Annotated in this window: 18 protein-coding genes; 4 read left to right on the forward strand and 14 right to left on the reverse strand. The window is 63.9% G+C overall.

Annotated features, from left to right (window positions below; translation table 11 throughout):
* Positions 1 to 8: 8 nt before the first annotated feature.
* From flgK to ACYUME_RS18650, 13 genes are all read right to left on the reverse strand, one after another.
* Positions 9 to 2,051 carry a flagellar hook-associated protein FlgK gene (gene flgK / locus ACYUME_RS18590; protein WP_460416224.1) on the reverse strand — a complete coding sequence of 681 codons (2,043 nt, stop codon included), beginning with the start codon at positions 2,049 to 2,051 and terminating at the stop codon, positions 9 to 11.
* Between the two features lie 10 nt (positions 2,052 to 2,061).
* Entirely contained in the window at positions 2,062 to 3,243 is a 1,182-nt protein-coding gene (gene flgJ / locus ACYUME_RS18595; protein WP_460416226.1) for a flagellar assembly peptidoglycan hydrolase FlgJ, read from the reverse strand.
* 11 nt (positions 3,244 to 3,254) lie between these two features.
* The gene (locus tag ACYUME_RS18600) at positions 3,255 to 4,364 is read right to left on the reverse strand and encodes a flagellar basal body P-ring protein FlgI (protein WP_460419391.1); all 1,110 of its coding nucleotides are present in this window, start codon (positions 4,362 to 4,364) and stop codon (positions 3,255 to 3,257) included.
* A 12-nt stretch (positions 4,365 to 4,376) separates the two neighbouring features.
* Positions 4,377 to 5,072 (reverse strand): flagellar basal body L-ring protein FlgH, encoded by a 696-nt coding sequence (gene flgH / locus ACYUME_RS18605; RefSeq protein ID WP_279882097.1) that lies wholly within the window; start codon positions 5,070 to 5,072, stop codon positions 4,377 to 4,379.
* A 79-nt stretch (positions 5,073 to 5,151) separates the two neighbouring features.
* Complete coding sequence (gene flgG, locus ACYUME_RS18610; protein ID WP_279882098.1) at positions 5,152 to 5,937, reverse strand: flagellar basal-body rod protein FlgG; 786 nt, start codon at positions 5,935 to 5,937, stop codon at positions 5,152 to 5,154.
* A gap of 48 nt (positions 5,938 to 5,985) precedes the next feature.
* Positions 5,986 to 6,726 carry a flagellar basal-body rod protein FlgF gene (gene flgF / locus ACYUME_RS18615; RefSeq protein ID WP_460416229.1) on the reverse strand — a complete coding sequence of 247 codons (741 nt, stop codon included), beginning with the start codon at positions 6,724 to 6,726 and terminating at the stop codon, positions 5,986 to 5,988.
* A 162-nt stretch (positions 6,727 to 6,888) separates the two neighbouring features.
* Entirely contained in the window at positions 6,889 to 7,077 is a 189-nt protein-coding gene (locus ACYUME_RS18620) for a hypothetical protein (protein ID WP_460419463.1), read from the reverse strand.
* Positions 7,078 to 7,144: 67 nt separating this feature from the next.
* Positions 7,145 to 8,467: a flagellar hook protein FlgE gene (gene flgE, locus ACYUME_RS18625; RefSeq protein ID WP_279882104.1), complete on the reverse strand. Its 1,323-nt coding sequence runs from the start codon at positions 8,465 to 8,467 to the stop codon at positions 7,145 to 7,147.
* Positions 8,468 to 8,497: 30 nt separating this feature from the next.
* Positions 8,498 to 9,196, reverse strand: coding sequence for a flagellar hook assembly protein FlgD (gene flgD / locus ACYUME_RS18630; RefSeq protein ID WP_460416231.1), 699 nt, complete (start codon positions 9,194 to 9,196; stop codon positions 8,498 to 8,500).
* A gap of 13 nt (positions 9,197 to 9,209) precedes the next feature.
* Positions 9,210 to 9,653: a flagellar basal body rod protein FlgC gene (gene flgC, locus ACYUME_RS18635; protein WP_104445064.1), complete on the reverse strand. Its 444-nt coding sequence runs from the start codon at positions 9,651 to 9,653 to the stop codon at positions 9,210 to 9,212.
* 2 nt (positions 9,654 to 9,655) lie between these two features.
* Positions 9,656 to 10,063, reverse strand: a complete 408-nt coding sequence (flgB, locus tag ACYUME_RS18640) for a flagellar basal body rod protein FlgB (protein ID WP_279804665.1) — start codon at positions 10,061 to 10,063, stop codon at positions 9,656 to 9,658.
* A 381-nt stretch (positions 10,064 to 10,444) separates the two neighbouring features.
* Positions 10,445 to 11,272 carry a protein-glutamate O-methyltransferase CheR gene (cheR, locus tag ACYUME_RS18645; protein WP_279882108.1) on the reverse strand — a complete coding sequence of 276 codons (828 nt, stop codon included), beginning with the start codon at positions 11,270 to 11,272 and terminating at the stop codon, positions 10,445 to 10,447.
* 52 nt (positions 11,273 to 11,324) lie between these two features.
* Positions 11,325 to 12,254 carry a chemotaxis protein CheV gene (locus tag ACYUME_RS18650; RefSeq protein ID WP_279882111.1) on the reverse strand — a complete coding sequence of 310 codons (930 nt, stop codon included), beginning with the start codon at positions 12,252 to 12,254 and terminating at the stop codon, positions 11,325 to 11,327.
* Positions 12,255 to 12,317: 63 nt separating this feature from the next.
* On the opposite strand from ACYUME_RS18650, the gene flgA reads away from it, so the two are divergent.
* From flgA to ACYUME_RS18670, 4 genes are all read left to right on the forward strand, one after another.
* Complete coding sequence (flgA, locus tag ACYUME_RS18655) at positions 12,318 to 13,067, forward strand: flagellar basal body P-ring formation chaperone FlgA (RefSeq protein WP_460416235.1); 750 nt, start codon at positions 12,318 to 12,320, stop codon at positions 13,065 to 13,067.
* Between the two features lie 173 nt (positions 13,068 to 13,240).
* The gene (gene flgM, locus ACYUME_RS18660; protein WP_279882115.1) at positions 13,241 to 13,555 is read left to right on the forward strand and encodes a flagellar biosynthesis anti-sigma factor FlgM; all 315 of its coding nucleotides are present in this window, start codon (positions 13,241 to 13,243) and stop codon (positions 13,553 to 13,555) included.
* A 47-nt stretch (positions 13,556 to 13,602) separates the two neighbouring features.
* Positions 13,603 to 14,070, forward strand: a complete 468-nt coding sequence (locus ACYUME_RS18665; RefSeq protein WP_279882117.1) for a flagella synthesis protein FlgN — start codon at positions 13,603 to 13,605, stop codon at positions 14,068 to 14,070.
* Positions 14,071 to 14,150: 80 nt separating this feature from the next.
* Positions 14,151 to 14,894: a flagellar brake protein gene (locus ACYUME_RS18670; RefSeq protein ID WP_279882119.1), complete on the forward strand. Its 744-nt coding sequence runs from the start codon at positions 14,151 to 14,153 to the stop codon at positions 14,892 to 14,894.
* Positions 14,895 to 14,975: 81 nt separating this feature from the next.
* Here the strand turns inward: ACYUME_RS18670 and ACYUME_RS18675 are convergent, their stop codons facing one another.
* Complete coding sequence (locus ACYUME_RS18675) at positions 14,976 to 16,310, reverse strand: MFS transporter (RefSeq protein WP_460416237.1); 1,335 nt, start codon at positions 16,308 to 16,310, stop codon at positions 14,976 to 14,978.
* Position 16,311 lies beyond the last annotated feature (1 nt).

The raw sequence follows: 16,311 nt of genomic DNA on the forward strand, positions 1-16,311 counted from the left end.
GCTACTCCTTACAAAGCGTTGATCAGGATGCTGAAGGTTTCTTGCGCCGCCTTGATGATCTGCGACGACGCGGTGTAGTAGTGCTGGAACTTGATCAGGTTGGCCGCCTCATCGTCCAGGTTGACACCGGAAACCCCGTTGCGGCTTTCCTTGGCCGAATCGAGCACGGCCTTGGTCGCCACCGTGTCGATCTTGGCCTGGTTGGCCTTGGCGCCGACGCGCTCGACCAGCGAGGCATAGGCGGAGGTGAAACTGGAACCACCACCGGAGTTCACGCCGACCGTGGACTTGGTCTGCAAGCCGAGCAGCGCCTGGGCGTTGCGGTTGTCGGACTTGCCGTCGACGTTGAAGGCGAAGGTGAAGCTGTCGTTGAGCGCCGGGCTGCCACCGACGGTAGTCTCCACGCTGAAGGTGCGCGGATTGCCGCTGCCATCGAGGATCGGCGCGCCACTGGCGTCACGCATCGGCACATTGATCGACAGCTTGTTTTCCTGGCCAGGCACGATGCTGCCGGTGCCGATGGAGTTGCCCTTGGAGTCGTACAGGGTATAGCCCTGGGTACCGCCGCTGGCGGCCTGGAACACCACGCGCACCGGCATCGAGTGCTTCATCGAGTCCTGGATCAACGCGGTGTCGGCGCCGCCGTAGATATTCAGCTTGGCGCCCAGGTTCGGTGGGGTGATGGTGCCGGTCCCGGTATTGCCACTGCCGACCGTGCCATTGATCGGCCCGGCGAAGGCCAGCTTGTTGGCATCGGTGAGCACGGTATTGATGGAGCCGGCCGCCGCACGGGTCGGGCTCACCTTGAAGCTGTCGCCCGCCGCCAGGCCACCGCCATTGAGCTTGAGGGTGAAACCATCGATCACCGGTGGCGGCGTGGTGGTCAGGTCGAAGTTGCCCATGTCGGTGCCATCGGAACGGCGCACGCTGTATTGGTTGGGGCCGGTGAACTTGACTTCGTAGTCGTAGGTGGTGAGCGCGCCGCTGTTGGCGATGGTCACGTCCAGGTTGCCGGAGCCGGCGCTGTTGGCCGAGGACGCCAGGCTGCGCTGGCTGATCGCCGCGGCGCTGTTGATGCTGGAGAACAGCGCGCTGCCGAACTGGCCATTGGCGTCGAGCCCCTGCCCCAGCTGGCTGTTGATGCTGTCGGCCACCACCAGGGCGACACGCCCCAGCTCGTTCATCGACGGGTTGAGCACATCATTGCGGTAGCGCAGCAGGCCACCGATCTGCCCGCCAGTGATCACCGAGGTGACGTCCGAGGAGAAGTCCTGGTAGTTGATCTGCAGGCTGTACTGGCTCTTGTCGGCGGTGCTCGGCACGGCGCTGAGGGTGTTGGCGCGGTTGCCGGTGACCAGCGACTGACCGTTGCCCAGGTACACGTCGTAGTTGCCGTCGCGCTCCTGCACGGTGACGCCGACCAGCTCGTTGAGCTGGCGCACCGCTTCGCTGCGCGCGTCCAGCAGGTTGTTCGGCGAGGCGCCGGACGCCGACAGCTGGGTGATCTGCTTGTTGAGGTCGGCAATGCTCGAGGTCAGCTTGTTGACCTGGCCCGACAACGTGTCGAGCTGGCTGTTGATGCCATCGTTCTGCTTGCTCATCTGGGCGGAGATGGCATTGAAACGGTTGCTCAGGGTCTGCGCCTGGGTCAGCAGCAGCTGCCGCGACGCCACATCGCTGGGCTTGGCCGAAGCGGTCTGCAGGGCCGAAAAGAATGCGGTCAGCACCGAGCTGATGCCGGTGTCGCTTTCGGCCAGCAGCTTGTCGATACCGGTGATTTGATCCTGGAACGCCGCCGCGTCGGTATTGAGCGAAGTCGCCGTCTGCAGCTGGTTGTCCAGATAAGCGTTGTAGATGCGTCGCACGTCCGACAGCGTGGTGCCCGTGCCGACGAAACCAGCGCCGATCTGGTGCGACGGCCCGGTGGTCTGGATGGTCTGCTGGCGCGAGTAACCGGAGACCGCCGCGTTGGCGATGTTGTTACCGGTGATGGACAGCGCCGTCTGGCTGGCATTCAGGCCGGACAGCCCGATCGAGATCAGGTTAGACATGCTTCAATCCTTATAGATTCGTGGTAGTGCCGGCCATGGCGTATTCCTGGGCGGGCTGCAGCTGTCGGGCAATGCTGATGATCTTGCGGGCATAGTCCGGGTCGGTGGCGTAGCCAGCCTTCTGCAGCTCGCGTGCAAACTGTTCCGGGTTATCGGCGGCACCGACCGCATCTTTATAGCGACCGTTGTTCTGCAACAGGCTGACCAGATCGTGGAAGCTGTCCTGGTACGAATCGTAGGAACGGAACGCCGCCGTTTCCTTGACGAACTGACCATCGCGAAACTCGCTGGTGATCGCCCGCGCCTCACCACCCTGCCAGCTGCCGCTGGCCTTGATGCCGAACAGGTTGTGGCTGCTGCTGCCGTCGGCGTTGCGCATGACCGACTTGCCCCAGCCGGTTTCCAGAGCGGCCTGGGCCACCAGGTAGCGCGGATCGATACCGATGCGCTTGGCCGCCTGCTCGGCCATCGGCAGCATGGTGGCAACGAAGGCGTCACTGTCGCTGAACGCCTTGTTCGGCGCCAACGGCGGCTGGGCCACGGCCCGACCGAGGATGCGCATGCCCTCGCGCGGCGCGGCGAAGGTCTGCGCCGGCTGCCAGTCGCCCCGGGCCACGCCGGCGAGCGATGGAGCGTTGCGATTGGCGGTGGCGCCATCGCCGCCAGCGGCGGACGGCACGATGCCTGCCAGCAGACGATCGGTCAGCTTGCCCGGCAGGGCCAGGCGCCGGGAATTGAGCGCCGCGACATCGTTGCGCGCGACACCGGCCTGCTCGGCATGCGCCGGGGCGTCGACGCGATTGCCCCACAACACCGGCGCCGCCCCGTCGGTACGCGGGAACGGGCTGTTATTGACGCTGTGCCTGGTCTTGCTCAACTGACGCACCAGCACGTCCTGCAGACCGATGCCACCGCCCTGGCGGGACATGCTCACCGCCAGCTGCTGGTCGTACATGTCGCGGTACTGCTTGACCGTGTCGCTGTTCATCGGGCTGTCTTCGTCGGCCATCACGTCGGTGGCCTTGCGCGACGCCTTGAGCATTTCGCTGACGAACAGCGACTCGAATTCCTGGGCCACCTTGCGGATGTTGCCCTCGCTGTCGCGGTCGCCATGCTTGAGCGAACTCAGGCGATTGAGGTCGGTGTAGGAGCCGCTGTCGGCAACTCCGGAAACCAGGCTTTTCGGGTTCATCCGCGACGTCCTCAGATCACGATCAGGTCGGCCTGCAACGCGCCGGCCTGCTTCAGGGCTTCGAGGATCGCCATCAAGTCGCCCGGCGCCGCGCCGACCTGGTTCACCGCGCGGACGATCTCATCCAGCGTGGTGCCCGGACCGAACTTGAACATCGGCTTGGCCTCCTGCTCGGCATTGACCCGCGAGCGCGGCACCACCGCGGTCTGGCCATTGGAGAACGGCCCCGGCTGGCTGACGATCGGGTCTTCGGTGATGGTCACGGTCAAGCTGCCGTGGGTGACCGCCGCCGGCGAGACCTTGACGTTCTGGCCGATGACGATGGTGCCGGTGCGCGAGTTGATGATGACCTTGGCCACGGCCTGGCCCGGATCGATCTCGAGGTTCTCCAGGATCGACAGGTAGTCCACGCGCTGGCTCGGATCCATCGGCGCGGTGACCCGCACCGAGCCACCGTCGAGGGCCTGGGCCACGCCCGGACCGAGCAGCTCGTTGACCTTGTCGACGATGCGCTTGGCGGTGGTGAAGTCCGGGCGATTGAGGTTGAGGGTCAGGCTGTTGCCCTGGTTGAACCCGCTCGGCACCGCGCGCTCCACTGTCGCGCCGCCTGGAATGCGGCCGGCCGACGGGACGTTGACGGTGATCTTCGAGCCATCGCGGCCTTCGGCGTCGAAGCCACCGACCACCAGGTTGCCCTGGGCGATGGCGTAGACGTTGCCGTCGATACCCTTGAGCGGCGTCATCAGCAGGCTGCCGCCGCGCAGGCTCTTGGAGTTGCCGATCGACGACACGGTGATATCCACCACCTGGCCGGGCTTGGCGAACGCCGGCAGGTCGGCGTGCACCGACACTGCCGCGACGTTCTTCAGCTGCACGTTGCCGGAGCCTGCCGGCACCTTGATGCCGAACTGCGAGAGCATGTTGTTGAAGGTCTGCAGGGTGAACGGCGTCTGGGTGGTCTGGTCACCGGTACCGTTCAGGCCCACCACCAGGCCGTAGCCGATCAGCTGGTTGGTGCGCACGCCAGAAATGCTGGCGATGTCCTTCAAGCGCTCGGCGTGGGCGGCGAACGCACAGGTCAGGAGAAGTGTCGCGGCAATCAACCGCCTAGCGTTGAACATGGTCATCCGTACTCAGAAGGGCCAGAGCGGGCTGATGAAGAAGCGGTCGAGCCAACCGGGCTGACTGGCGTCGGCGAACGAGCCGGTGCCCGAATAGGTGATGCGCGCGTCGGCCACGCGGGTGGACGGCACGGTGTTGTCGGTGGCGATATCGTCGGCGCGCACCAGGCCGGCGATGCGCACCAGCTCTTCGCCGGTGTTCAGGGTCATCCACTTCTCGCCGCGCACGGCGATGATGCCGTTGGGCAGCACTTCGGCCACGGTGACGGTGATCGAACCGGTCAGGGTGTTGCCCTGGGTGGCCTTGCTGTCGCCCTTGGTGCTGCGGTCGCCGCTGTAGCCGGCCTCGAGGGTGAGATCGCCACTGCCCAGGGGGTTGTTGGTGTTCGGCACGGTGCCGAACAGCGAGGTCAGGCCGATGTCCGCCTTGCTGTTCTTCTGGATCTGCGAGCCGGCGTTCTTGCTCGCCGAGGTACGCTCGTTGAGGGTGATGGTGATGATGTCACCGACCCGGAACGCCTTGCGGTCGGTATACAGGCCCTGCTCGAAACCGGCCTGGTAGATCGAGCCGTTGTTGGCCGCCGCCGGCAACGGGGTGCGCGGCAGGACCGGCGCATAGTACGGGTCGTTGGGCTTGGGCGTCGGCGCGACGCAACCGGCCAGCGACACCGCCCCCCCAAGGGCGAAAACGGACAACAGACGCTTCATGACACTTACCTCACGGTGAAACAGACGCTGCAACAGCGAGCGATGGGTCAGCGGCCCGCGCTCGGCGGGCCGTCGGGGCTTACAGCTGCTGGGTGACGAACGACAGCATTTTGTCGGCGGCGGAGATGACCTTGGAGTTCATCTCGTAGGCGCGCTGGGTGGTGATCATGTTCACCAGCTCTTCGACGGTGCTGACGTTGGAGGCTTCCAGGGTCTGCTGCTCGGTGGTGCCGAAACCGTTCAGGCCCGGGGTGCCGACCTGCGGCGCGCCACTGGCGGCGGTCTCGAGGAACAGGTTGCCGCCGATGGCCTGCAGGCCGGCCGGGTTGATGAAGTCGGCGGTCTGGATATTGCCGATGACCTGCGCGGCCGGGTTGCCCACGGTGGTGATCGACACGGTGCCGTCCTTGCCGACGGTGAAGGTCTGCGCGTCCGGCGGCACGACGATGGCCGGCTCCAGCGAGAAACCGTTGGCGGTGACGATCTGGCCATCGGAGTTCAGGTGGAAGGTGCCGTCACGGGTGTACGACACGGTGCCATCGGGTTGCAGGATCTGGAAGAAGCCGCGACCGTTGACCGCCATGTCCAGCGGGTTCTCGGTGGTCTGCAGGCTGCCGGCGATGAAGCTTTTCTGGGTGCCGACGATGCGCACGCCGGTACCGACCTGCAGGCCCGAAGGCAGTTCGCTGTCCTGGGTCGACTGCGCGCCAGGCTGACGTTTGATCTGGTACAGCAGGTCCTGGAACTCGGCGCGATCACGCTTGAAGCCGGTGGTCGAGACGTTGGCCAGGTTGTTGGAGATGACCGCGAGGTTGGTGTCCTGAGCGGACAGGCCGGTTTTAGCGACCCAAAGAGCCGGAAGCATTTAGTGTTCTCCTCGTGCGCCTGTTTTATGGCACCCGTTCAAATGTGGTTAGCCGATTTGCAAGACGCGCGCCATGGCTTCATCGCCTTCCTTGGCCGCGTTCATCATCTTGACGTGCAGTTCGAACTGACGGGACAGCGCCAGCACCGAGGTCATTTCCTCGACGGCGTTGACGTTGCTCGACTCCAGGAAACCCGAGACCACGCGAACATTGACGTCGGCGTCGGCGGGCTGGCCGCTGGTGGTGCGGATCATGCCGTCCGGCCCCTTGTTCAGGCCCTTGATGTCAGGGTTGACCAGCTTGATGCGGTCGACCTCGGCCATCACCCGAGGGTCCTCGCCCATGGCGCGAATGCTGATGGTGCCGTCGTCACCGACCTCGACCTTCTGCTCGGGCGGAATGGCGATCGGGCCGCCATTGCCGATCACCGGCATGCCATTGCCGGCGCGCAGCACACCGAGGGCATCGATGTTCAGGCTGCCGGTGCGCACATAGGCTTCGCTGCCATCGGGCGCCTGCACGGCGATGAAGCCCTTGCCGCTCACGGCCACATCCAGTTCACGACCGGTCTCGACCAGGGCGCCTTCACTGAAGTCGGTGGCCGGGCGCTCGGTCATGGCGAAGGCGCGCGCCGGAAAGCTGTCGCCGAACACCGGCATCGAACGCGCCTGCTCCAGATCACGCTGGAAGCCATGGGTGGAAACGTTCGCCAGGTTGTTGGCATGGGCCTTCTGCGCCAGCGCGTTCTGGCTGGCGCCGGTCATGGCCACATAAAGCATCTTGTCCACAGCATCTCCTCTACGTGCACCTTGTCGCGCTGTCGTTGACAAGGTCAAAGCAATTATCGAACCAAACTGATAGAACCCCTTTAATACGGGACTTCCAGGGGTGCCAACAGGCATCGAGCGTCAGTTTGTCGGCGAATGTTTGCCGCAGGCGGCAAGCGCCCGTCAGTTGGCCCGGCAGGCGCCATTGCTGTAGGGCCCGGAATGACGCTTCCAGCCCTCTCCCGGGTCGTTGGCCGAGCACATGTAGCGCCCGGTCGCCAGGCTTTGCCACTGGTACCAGGGCGCTGGCGCGGCCTGCAGCGACAGCGCGATCAACAGCGCGCCAGCCACCACGAGCATCGACTTGCGCATGACATCAACCTCCTCTGCCAGATGTGAAAAAGCCCCTGCAAGCAGGGGCTCGATCACGCCACGCTCATCAGGTCATCTGGATGATGGTCTGCATGATGGTGCTTTCGGTGGAAATGGTCTTGGCGTTGGCCTGGTAGTTGCTCTGCGCCTTGATCAGGTTGACCAGTTCACCGGTCAGGTCGACGTTGGAGTCTTCCAGGGAACTGCCGGCGATGCGACCCAGCGTGCCGGTGTCCGGCTCGCCGATGATCGCCACGCCAGAGGCATAGGATTCCTTCCAGGCAGTGGCGCCGACCGGGGTCAGCCCCTGCAGGTTGGCGAAGTTGGCGACCACCACCTGGCCGATCACCTTGTTCTGACCATTGGTGAAGTTGGCGAACATGTTGCCGCTCTGATCGACGGTCAGGCCGGCGAGCTCACCGGTGGCGTAGCCATCCTGATCCTTGGCGGTAGTGGCCGAAGCCGCGTTGTACTGGGTGGTCGCCAGCATGTCCAGGGTCACGCCACCTGCGCGCGCGGTGGCGCCGTTGCTTACCCAGTTGCCCGCGGCGTTCTTCTCGGCCGGCACCCAGTTGGCCAGCTGGAAGGTCTTGTCGGCACCGATGGTCAGGCCACCCGTGACCGGGCCGGCAGCCATCGCGGCGGTATTCAGCTGCCCTCCAGAGGTGAACGGCAGCTTGTTCACCAGCGGCGTGCTCAGGGTCGGGTCGGCCGGGTTGCGGCCACCGATGGTGGTGTACATGGTCCAGGAGTTGGTGCCGGCATCCTTGACGAAGTACTGGTTCATCTGGTGCTCGTTACCCTGGCTGTCGTAGACCGGGGTATTGAAGGTGTAGTTGTAGCTGTTGACGTTGGTCGGATCGAACGGCGTCACCTTCGGCTGGTCGGCACTGGAGTTCAGGTTGACGGTTTCGGAAATGCGACCGGTCGGCCGCGGCGCCAGGTTCGAGGTGTCGATCTTCAGGTCGGTCAGCACGCCCGGGATGACCTTGCCGCTGTCGTCCACCGCGTAACCCTGCAGGTTGGCGCCGTTGGCATTGACCACGTAGCCTTCCTTGTCGCTGTAGAACGCGCCGGAACGGGTGTAGATGCGCGAGCCGTTGTCGTTCAGGGCGAAGAAGCCGTTGCCATCGATGGCCATGTCCAGCGCCTGGCCGGTGCCATTGATGTTGCCCGGATTGAACATCTGCGAGACCGCCATGGTCTTCACGCCGCTGCCCACCTGAGTCTTGCCGCCGGCGGTACCACGGATGGACTGGGAGTACTGATCACCGAACTCGGCGCGCGACGCCTTGAAGCCGGTGGTGGCGACGTTGGCAATGTTATTGCCGGTGACGTTCAGGGATTTGTTCGCCGCGTAGAGACCGCTAAGGCCGATATTGAAAGACATGTACTCGCTCCTTGTGCCGATTCTGCGGCGTTAAATTCCGATCGTGGTGACTTTGGAGATGCCGACTTTGCCGATACCGGCCAGGTCGAGCATCATCTCGCTGCCGTTCTGGAAGCTGACACTGTTGACCTTGGCCGGCAGCAGGGTGGCCAGGGTCTTGGTCTTGCCGTCGACCTTGGTTTCGGCGCTGAAGGTATAGGTGCCCGGCTCGACCACCTCACCCTTGTCGTTTTTGCCGTCCCAGATGAAGTCGGCGTTACCGGCCTTCTGCGCGCCCAGGTCGATGGTCTTGACCACCTTGCCATCCTTGTCCTTGATGGTGACCTTGCCCTCGGTGATGTTCGACGACAGCACAACCTGGCCACTGAAGCTCTTGGTGGTGTCGACCACCGCCTTGTCGCTCGCCACGATCACCGAGCGGCCAACCAGCGAAGTGGCCTGCAGCGCCTGGGACGAACCGATGCCGGTGAGGATGCCGTCCACCGACTCCTTCAGCGACTGGATACCCTCGAGGCTGCTGAACTGCGCCAGCTGCGCGACGAACTCGCCGTTGTCCTGCGGATCGAGCGGGTTCTGGTTCTTCATCTGCGTCACCAGCAACTGCAGGAACGCATCCTTGCCCAGCGCGCTGCCGGCCTGGCCGGTGCTGGCGTTGTTCTTGCTGGCAGGCTTCTGCAGCGACTCCAGGTAGCTACTGTTGACCTTGGTATCAGTATTGGTGGTAGTCATTACGGATCCCTGCTTACTGACCCAGGGTCAGCACTTTCTGCATCATGTTCTTGGCGGTGTTCATCAGCTCGGCGTTGGTCTGGAACGCGCGGCTGGCGGAGATCATGTCGGCCATCTCCTCGACCACGTTGACGTTCGGGTAGTAGACGTAGCCGTCCTTGTTCGCCGCCGGATGGTTAGGCTCGTAACGGGCCTCGAGATTGCTCTGGTCCTCGATGATGCCCTTGACCTGCACGCCCTGCCCCGCTTCACCCTGGTCCTCGAACAGCGACTGGCCGGCGCCGGCCTGGGCCTGCTGGAAGGTGGTGGCGAACACTGGGTGGCGGGCGCGGTAGGTCTGGTCGATGCTCGACGAGACCGTCTCGGCGTTGGCGATGTTCGAGGCGACGGTGTTCAGGCGCGTGTTCTGCGCGCTCATGCCGCTACCGGCGATATTGAAGACACTGGCAAGGGACATGGTCACTCTCCACGCAGGGCCGATACCAGCCCTTTGAATTTACTGTTGAGCAGGGTGAAGCTGGCCTGGAAGCCAACCGCGTTTTCCGTGTAGTTCGATTGCTCGATCTGCGCATCGACGGTGTTCTGGTCGATGGACGGCTGCATGGGCGTGCGGTACTGCAGCGTGTCGTCGGCCATCGCCAGGCCCTGGGCCTCGATATGACGGTTGTTGGTGCGCTCGAGGGCAATGCGCCCGTTCTGCTGCTTGTCGGCCTCGGCGGCGAGCACCGACGAGAAATCCATGTCGCGCGCCTTGTAGTTGGGCGTGTCGGCGTTGGCGATGTTGTTGGCCAGCACCTCGGCGCGCTGGGCGCGGAAGCCCAGTGCCTTTTCGTGGATGCCAAGCGCCTTGTCGAAACTGATGCTCATGTCGGGGAAACCTTCGAAGGTCGACCGTGAATGTCGTTGGCGAAGGTATAGCAAGGGCTGTGCCAAGCCACGCAAAGCCCATGAATGCTGGGTCTGAGCACGGGATACCTGGAAAGCGATGCCAGAAAAGCGGCAAACCGTTTCCGCCCGACGAAGGGAAAGCGGCAATTGCCGGGCGGCAAAAGCGGCAAAACAAAAAATTGACGTCACTGTCTCAGGCGAGGATCGCGCTGCCTCTTTCGCGGGCGAGCCCGCTCCCACAGGCAAAGCGTTAGCTTGAGATTTTGCGTAATCCTGCAGAAGCGGGCTTACCCCGCGAAAAATCCGGTACAGGCAAACGAAAAGGGCCGGTATCTCGCGATACCGGCCCTTTGGCCTGCTTCACTTGGCCTGGTAGATGATCCCCGGGCTGCACTGAACCATCTGGTAGTGATCCGGCAAGCCGTTGAGCGCCTCGGACGCCCCCAGGAACAGGTAGCCACCCGGCTTGAGCGTGCCGTGAATACGCATCAGGATGTCCTTCTTGACCTGGGCCGAGAAGTAGATCAGCACGTTGCGACAGAACACGATGTCGAACTTGCCCAGCGGCGCATAGCTGTCGAGCAGGTTGTAGGAACGGAACTCGACCCGACTGCGGATCGGCGACTTGACCGCCCAGCGCCCTGGCCCCTTGGGATCGAAGTAGCGCTGCAGGCGCTCCTGCGACAGACCGCGCGCGATGGCCAGGCTGTCGTACTCGCCCGTCTTGCAGTTGTTCAGCATGGCGCCGGACAGGTCGGTGGCCACGATCTGCGCCCCCATCTTCAACTGCCCGAGATTGCTGCGCTCGAACTCGTCGATGGCCATGGAGAGCGAATAGGGCTCCTGCCCCGACGAACAGGCCGCCGACCAGATGCGCAGACGCTGCCCTGGGTTGTTCCTGATGAACTCCGGAATCACCTTGCTCTTGAGCACTTCGAAGGGATAGGTATCGCGGAACCACAGCGTCTCGTTGGTGGTCATGGCATCGACCACCTGCTCCCGCAACCCGCCGCGCGGCTGGGTCTGGATACGCTGCACCAGCTCGCCGAGCGACTTGATGCCCTGCTGTTCCATCAGCTTGTTGAGACGGCTGGAGACCAGGTACTGCTTATTCTCGCCCAGCAGGATGCCACAGGCTTTCTCCAGGAAGACCCGGAACTGTTCGAAATCCAAATTACCCGTAGACAATGCTGCCGCCTCTTTACTAAATAGCTAGCGCCGGGGACAGGCCCCGGCCGTTTCAATGAGTCGCCTTGATCCGGTCGACCACGCGCTGGGCGAGGTCGTCCGGCTTGAACTTGGCCAGGAAGTCATCGGCGCCGACCTTCTTGACCATGGCCTGGTTGAATACCCCGGACAGCGAAGTATGCAGGCAGATGTGCAGCTTTTGCATGCGCGGATCGCTGCGAATCTCCGCGGTGAGGGTATAGCCGTCCATCTCCGGCATTTCAATATCGGAGATCATCATGAGGAATTCGTCCTCGGGCCGCTTGCCTTCGTCCACCAGTTTGCGCAGGTAGTCCAGGGCCTGACGACCGTCGTTGAGCGCCACCACCTCGACGCCGACGGTCTGCAGACAACGACTGACCTGCTTGCGCGCCACCGACGAGTCATCGACCGTCAGCACCCGCAGCAGCACGGCCTTGTCCTGTACCTCGGCATCCACCACGCCCGCCGACACCGACTCGGAGGACGGCGCCACTTCGGCCAACACCTTCTCCACGTCGATGATCTCGACCATGCGATTGTCGACCCGGGTGACCGCGGTCAGGTAATGATCGCGCCCGGTGCCCTTGGGTGGCGGGTGGATCTCTTCCCAGTTCATGTTGACGATGCGCTCGACCGAGTGCACCAGGAAGCCCTGGGTCTTGGTGTTGTACTCAGTGATGATCACGAAACTGTTGCGGGTTTCCTCCCGCAGCCCCGGCAGCCCGGTCGCCATCGACAGGTCCAGGATCGGGATCGTCGCCCCGCGAATGTTGGCCACCCCTCGCACCACCGGATGGGATTTGGGCAACAGCGTCAGGTCCGGGCACTGCAGCACCTCTCGGACCTTGAACACATTGATGCCATAGAGCTGGTCGCCATTGAGGCGGAACAACAGCAACTCCAGGCGGTTCTGCCCCACCAGCTGCGTGCGCTGGTTGACCGAATCCATCACTCCAGCCATGCCGGACTCCTTCAACGAATGCCTGTGCAACAAGTCGGCACGGGCTTTGCTTTTTTGAACGCCATGTACATGAAAACGACATTTTTCCGACGACTGACGCGCCTGCTGGCCGGCTCGCTGGCCGCAGTGTGCCTGCTGGTGCCGGGCGTTCGTGCGCTGGCGGACGCGTTTACCTTGCCTGAACAGCTTATCGGTGTCACTCAAGGGTTTCTTGAATTCACCGTGGAGGATTATCTGGCAACCACCCAGACGCCCGGCCGCTACGAGATCCAGGTCAACACCCTCGACCCGCGCCTGCGCATGCCGCTGTGCAGCCAGCAGCTCGACGCCTCGCTGGAGAGTTCGACGCCGCTGGGCAGGGTCACGGTCAAGGTACGCTGCGACGGCGCGGCGCCATGGACCGTGTTCGTCCCCGCCCAGGTGCGCCTGCTGCGCGATGTGGTGGTGATGACTCGCCCGCTCAAGCGCGAAAGCGTGGTCGGCGAAGGCGACGTGGCCCTGCGCGAGCGCGACGTGGGCAGCCTCGGCCCCGGCTACCTGACCCAGCTGGACCAGGCGCTGGGCATGAAGCTGCTGCGCCCGACGGTGCTCGACCAGGTCCTGACCCAGCAACACCTGGAACAGGCCGAGGTGGTGCGCAAGGGCGACCACGTGGTGATCGTCGCGCGCAGCGGCAGCCTCAGCGTGCGCATGCCCGGCGAGGCCCTGGACAAGGGCGGCCTGCAGACGCAGATCCGCGTGCGCAACCTCAACTCCAAGCGCGTGGTGAAGGCCCGCGTGACCGGGCCCGGCCAGGTCGAGGTGGCGATGTAGCTCCGGGCGTCAGGATAACGACGCGAGGCTGGCAGTATGGAACCGCGCGCCCTAAACTGTGTCGGAAATCGGGTGGCGCAAGCTGGCTTCACGGCAGTGATGCATTGTTGCCTAAAGTTTCTTTCGGGTTGGCCGAAAACAAGGCATGCGTCCTAATACCCAGGGGTTCTGACATGGTCATCGACTTCAGTCGTTTGAATAACTCTCCGTCCGTCACGGGCGGCGTGCGTGGCAATGCCGCGCCCGGCAACGCCGAGAAAGCCGGCGAAGCCAGCCAGGCGCCCAAGCGCGCCGATGCCAGCGGAGAAACGGTACATCTGAGCCCTGAGGCCCAGCAATTGCAGAAGATCAGCGACAAGCTGCGCGACCAGCCGACCGTCAACAGCGCCCGCGTGGCCGAGTTGAAACAGGCGATCGCAGACGGCAGCTACAAGGTCGATGCCGACCGGGTCGCCAGCAAGCTGCTTGATTTCGAAGCCCAGCGCTGACCTCAAGGCGCGCTGACTTCCAGGACGCACCACGCCAAGAGTTAGCCATGCACGACATCACCCTGCTGCAACTGATCGAAAACGACATCGCCCCGGCGCAGGAGCTGCTCGAGCTCCTGCAGAACGAAGCGATAGCCCTGCACGGGCGGGACATGGCGGCCCTGGAGCAGATCCTGGCCCGCAAGCAGTCGTTGATCATCTTGCTTGAACAGCAGGGTACACGGCGCAGCCAGCTGCTCCAGAGCCTCGGCCTGAGCGCCGATCGCGCCGGCGCGCAAGCGCTGGCCGCCCAGTCGAGCAGCGGCGACGCCATCATGAGCCGGCTGGATGCGCTGGGCCAGATCATGGATGCCTGCCAGCAGGTCAACGCGACCAATGGCCGGATCATCCAGGTGCAGCAACAGGCCACGGCCAACCAGATCAGGATCCTCCAGGGCGGCGACTCGCCGTCGCTCTACGACGCCCGTGGCGGCACCTCGCCCATGGCCAAGCCCCGCGCCCTCAGCCAAGTGTGATTAGTCCTATCAAGCCACGGAACATACTGGCAAAATGCCGTTACTTGCGTGTGTCGTTTTTGCCTGGAGATTGATAACCCGTGTTCAATGAATCCGATGCTCCCCAGCCGCCGAAGGTGCTGAGCACCCCTTTGGAGATCACGGCCAACCTGCGCCAGTTGCTGGAGAGCCACGACCCGCTGATCATCAGCTTCCATGAGCGCAGCCAGCGATTCCAGAGCTACGTGGTGCATGTCGACAAGGACACCGGCACTCTGGCCCTGGACGAGATGATTCCTCGCGACGGCGAAAAGTACATCGAGAACGGCGAGCCGTTCCGCATCGAAGGCTTCCATGATGGCGTGCGCATCGCCTGGGAAAGCGACACGCCGCTGACCATCGGCGCAATCGACGGCCACCGCTGCTACCGCGGCCCGCTGCCGACGGAAATGACTTACCACCAGCGCCGCAACGCCTTCCGCGCCGCGCTCAAGCTCTCGCAGCTGGTCGATATCGTGCTCGACGGGACGCACCTAAAGGGCAACGGCGCCTTGCGCGGCAAGCTGCTGGACATCTCCGCCACCGGCTGCAAGCTGCGTTTCGACGGCAACGTCGAGGATCGCCTGCAACTGGGCCAGGTATACGAACGGTTCAAGGCCGGCAATCCACTGGGGCTGACCGACACACTGGTCGAACTGCGTCACCTGCACTTCGAGGAGCGCATCAACACCACCTTCGCCGGCGTGCGCTTCCACAACCTCAACGGCCAGGCGCAGCGCAAGATCGAGAGTTTCGTCTACCAGTTGCAGCGTGAAGCGCGTCGGTTCGACAAGGACGACTACTGATCGTCGCCAGTCCAGTGATGCTGTTCACCTGAGAAAGATCAGGGCCCCTTCGCGGCGCTTCGACGCGAAGGGGCGTCCCACCTAGGAAGCCGATTTACTCACCTCACCCTCGCCTTGCGGCTCCACGCTCGCCTCTTCCTCGGTATCCTCCGCCGCTACCGGCGCCTGCATCACCTCCTGCACCGTCTGCTCATCGACCCGTGGGTCGAGCGCCGCCGACAACGGCGAGCCTGCCGCCGGCATCGCCACGTGCCCCAGCGGCGCATCCTGCACCTGATGCAGACCAGTGACGGCCTTGGGCCGTATGCGCCAGACCAGCACCAGGGCGAAGAACAGGAAGAAGGCATACAGCATCTGCGGCCCCAGCAGCTTCATCAGCACCCCGGCCGCCAGCGGCCCGATACAGGCGCCGACGCCATAGGTGACCAGCAACATGGCGGTCAGCGACACCCGTCGCTCGCTCTCCACATGGTCGTTGGAAAACGCCACCGCCAAGGGGTACAGGCAGAACTGCAACAGCGAAATGACGAAGCCGATGGCGAACAGCAGCGCCAGCGGCACCCCCGGCAGGATCGCCAGCGGCGCCGAGGCCAGCGCCAGGCCGATGGCCACGCTGCGGATCAACACCGCCCGATCGTAGCGATCGGAGAGCCAGCCCAGCGGCCATTGCACCAGCAGCCCGGCGAAGATGCAGCTGCCCATGAACAGACCGACCTGCTCGGTGGAAAGCCCCTGGCTGGACGCGTACAACGGTGCCAGGCCATAGAAGGAGCCGACGATCAGGCCCGACCCCAGCACCGTGGACAGCGATTGCGGCACCCGCTTGATGAAGAACTTCGGCTCCATCGGCGCCGGACGCAGGGGCGCGGGGTGAATGCGCCGGGTCATCGCCACCGGCACCAGGCACAGCGCGAAGCACATGGCGACCAGCATCAGCAGCTCCGGCCCCAATTGCGGATGCACCACCAGGATCAACTGACCGAGCACCAGGCCCAGGTAGGAGGCGATCATGTAGCCGCTGAACACCGCCCCGCGATGCTTGGCATCGGCCTGCTCGTTGAGCCAGCTCTCGATGACCATGTACTGGCACATCATCCCCAGGCCGACGATCATGCGCAGCCCGACCCAGGCCGGCAGCCAGTTGGTCAAGCCATGCCCGAGCACCGCCGCGCCGACGATACCGGCGCAGGTGGCGTAGGCGCGAATATGCCCGACCCGGCCGATCAGCCGGTGCCCCACCTTGCCGCCCACCGCCAGGCCGAAGTAGTTGGCGGCCATCAGCGCACCGATCCACAGACTGTCGACATGATCGGCGGCCAGGCGCAACGCCAGGTAGGTACTGAGCAGGCCGGAGCCGATCAGCATCATCAAGGCAGCGAAGTACAGCGACTGAAACGGCTTCCAGATATTTCGCATA

This window comes from Pseudomonas sp. microsymbiont 2 (assembly GCF_054788395.1).

Coding starts and splice junctions, on each gene's coding strand:
- flgK (WP_460416224.1), bottom strand. CDS start 2,051: ATGTCTAACCTGATCTCGATCGGGCTGTCCGGCCTGAATGCCAGCCAG.
- flgJ (WP_460416226.1), bottom strand. CDS start 3,243: ATGAACCCGAAAAGCCTGGTTTCCGGAGTTGCCGACAGCGGCTCCTAC.
- ACYUME_RS18600 (WP_460419391.1), bottom strand. CDS start 4,364: ATGTTCAACGCTAGGCGGTTGATTGCCGCGACACTTCTCCTGACCTGT.
- flgH (WP_279882097.1), bottom strand. CDS start 5,072: ATGAAGCGTCTGTTGTCCGTTTTCGCCCTTGGGGGGGCGGTGTCGCTG.
- flgG (WP_279882098.1), bottom strand. CDS start 5,937: ATGCTTCCGGCTCTTTGGGTCGCTAAAACCGGCCTGTCCGCTCAGGAC.
- ACYUME_RS18620 (WP_460419463.1), bottom strand. CDS start 7,077: ATGCGCAAGTCGATGCTCGTGGTGGCTGGCGCGCTGTTGATCGCGCTG.
- flgE (WP_279882104.1), bottom strand. CDS start 8,467: ATGTCTTTCAATATCGGCCTTAGCGGTCTCTACGCGGCGAACAAATCC.
- flgD (WP_460416231.1), bottom strand. CDS start 9,196: ATGACTACCACCAATACTGATACCAAGGTCAACAGTAGCTACCTGGAG.
- flgC (WP_104445064.1), bottom strand. CDS start 9,653: ATGTCCCTTGCCAGTGTCTTCAATATCGCCGGTAGCGGCATGAGCGCG.
- flgB (WP_279804665.1), bottom strand. CDS start 10,063: ATGAGCATCAGTTTCGACAAGGCGCTTGGCATCCACGAAAAGGCACTG.
- ACYUME_RS18650 (WP_279882111.1), bottom strand. CDS start 12,254: ATGGCTGGAGTGATGGATTCGGTCAACCAGCGCACGCAGCTGGTGGGG.
- flgA (WP_460416235.1), top strand. CDS start 12,318: ATGTACATGAAAACGACATTTTTCCGACGACTGACGCGCCTGCTGGCC.
- flgM (WP_279882115.1), top strand. CDS start 13,241: ATGGTCATCGACTTCAGTCGTTTGAATAACTCTCCGTCCGTCACGGGC.
- ACYUME_RS18665 (WP_279882117.1), top strand. CDS start 13,603: ATGCACGACATCACCCTGCTGCAACTGATCGAAAACGACATCGCCCCG.
- ACYUME_RS18675 (WP_460416237.1), bottom strand. CDS start 16,310: ATGCGAAATATCTGGAAGCCGTTTCAGTCGCTGTACTTCGCTGCCTTG.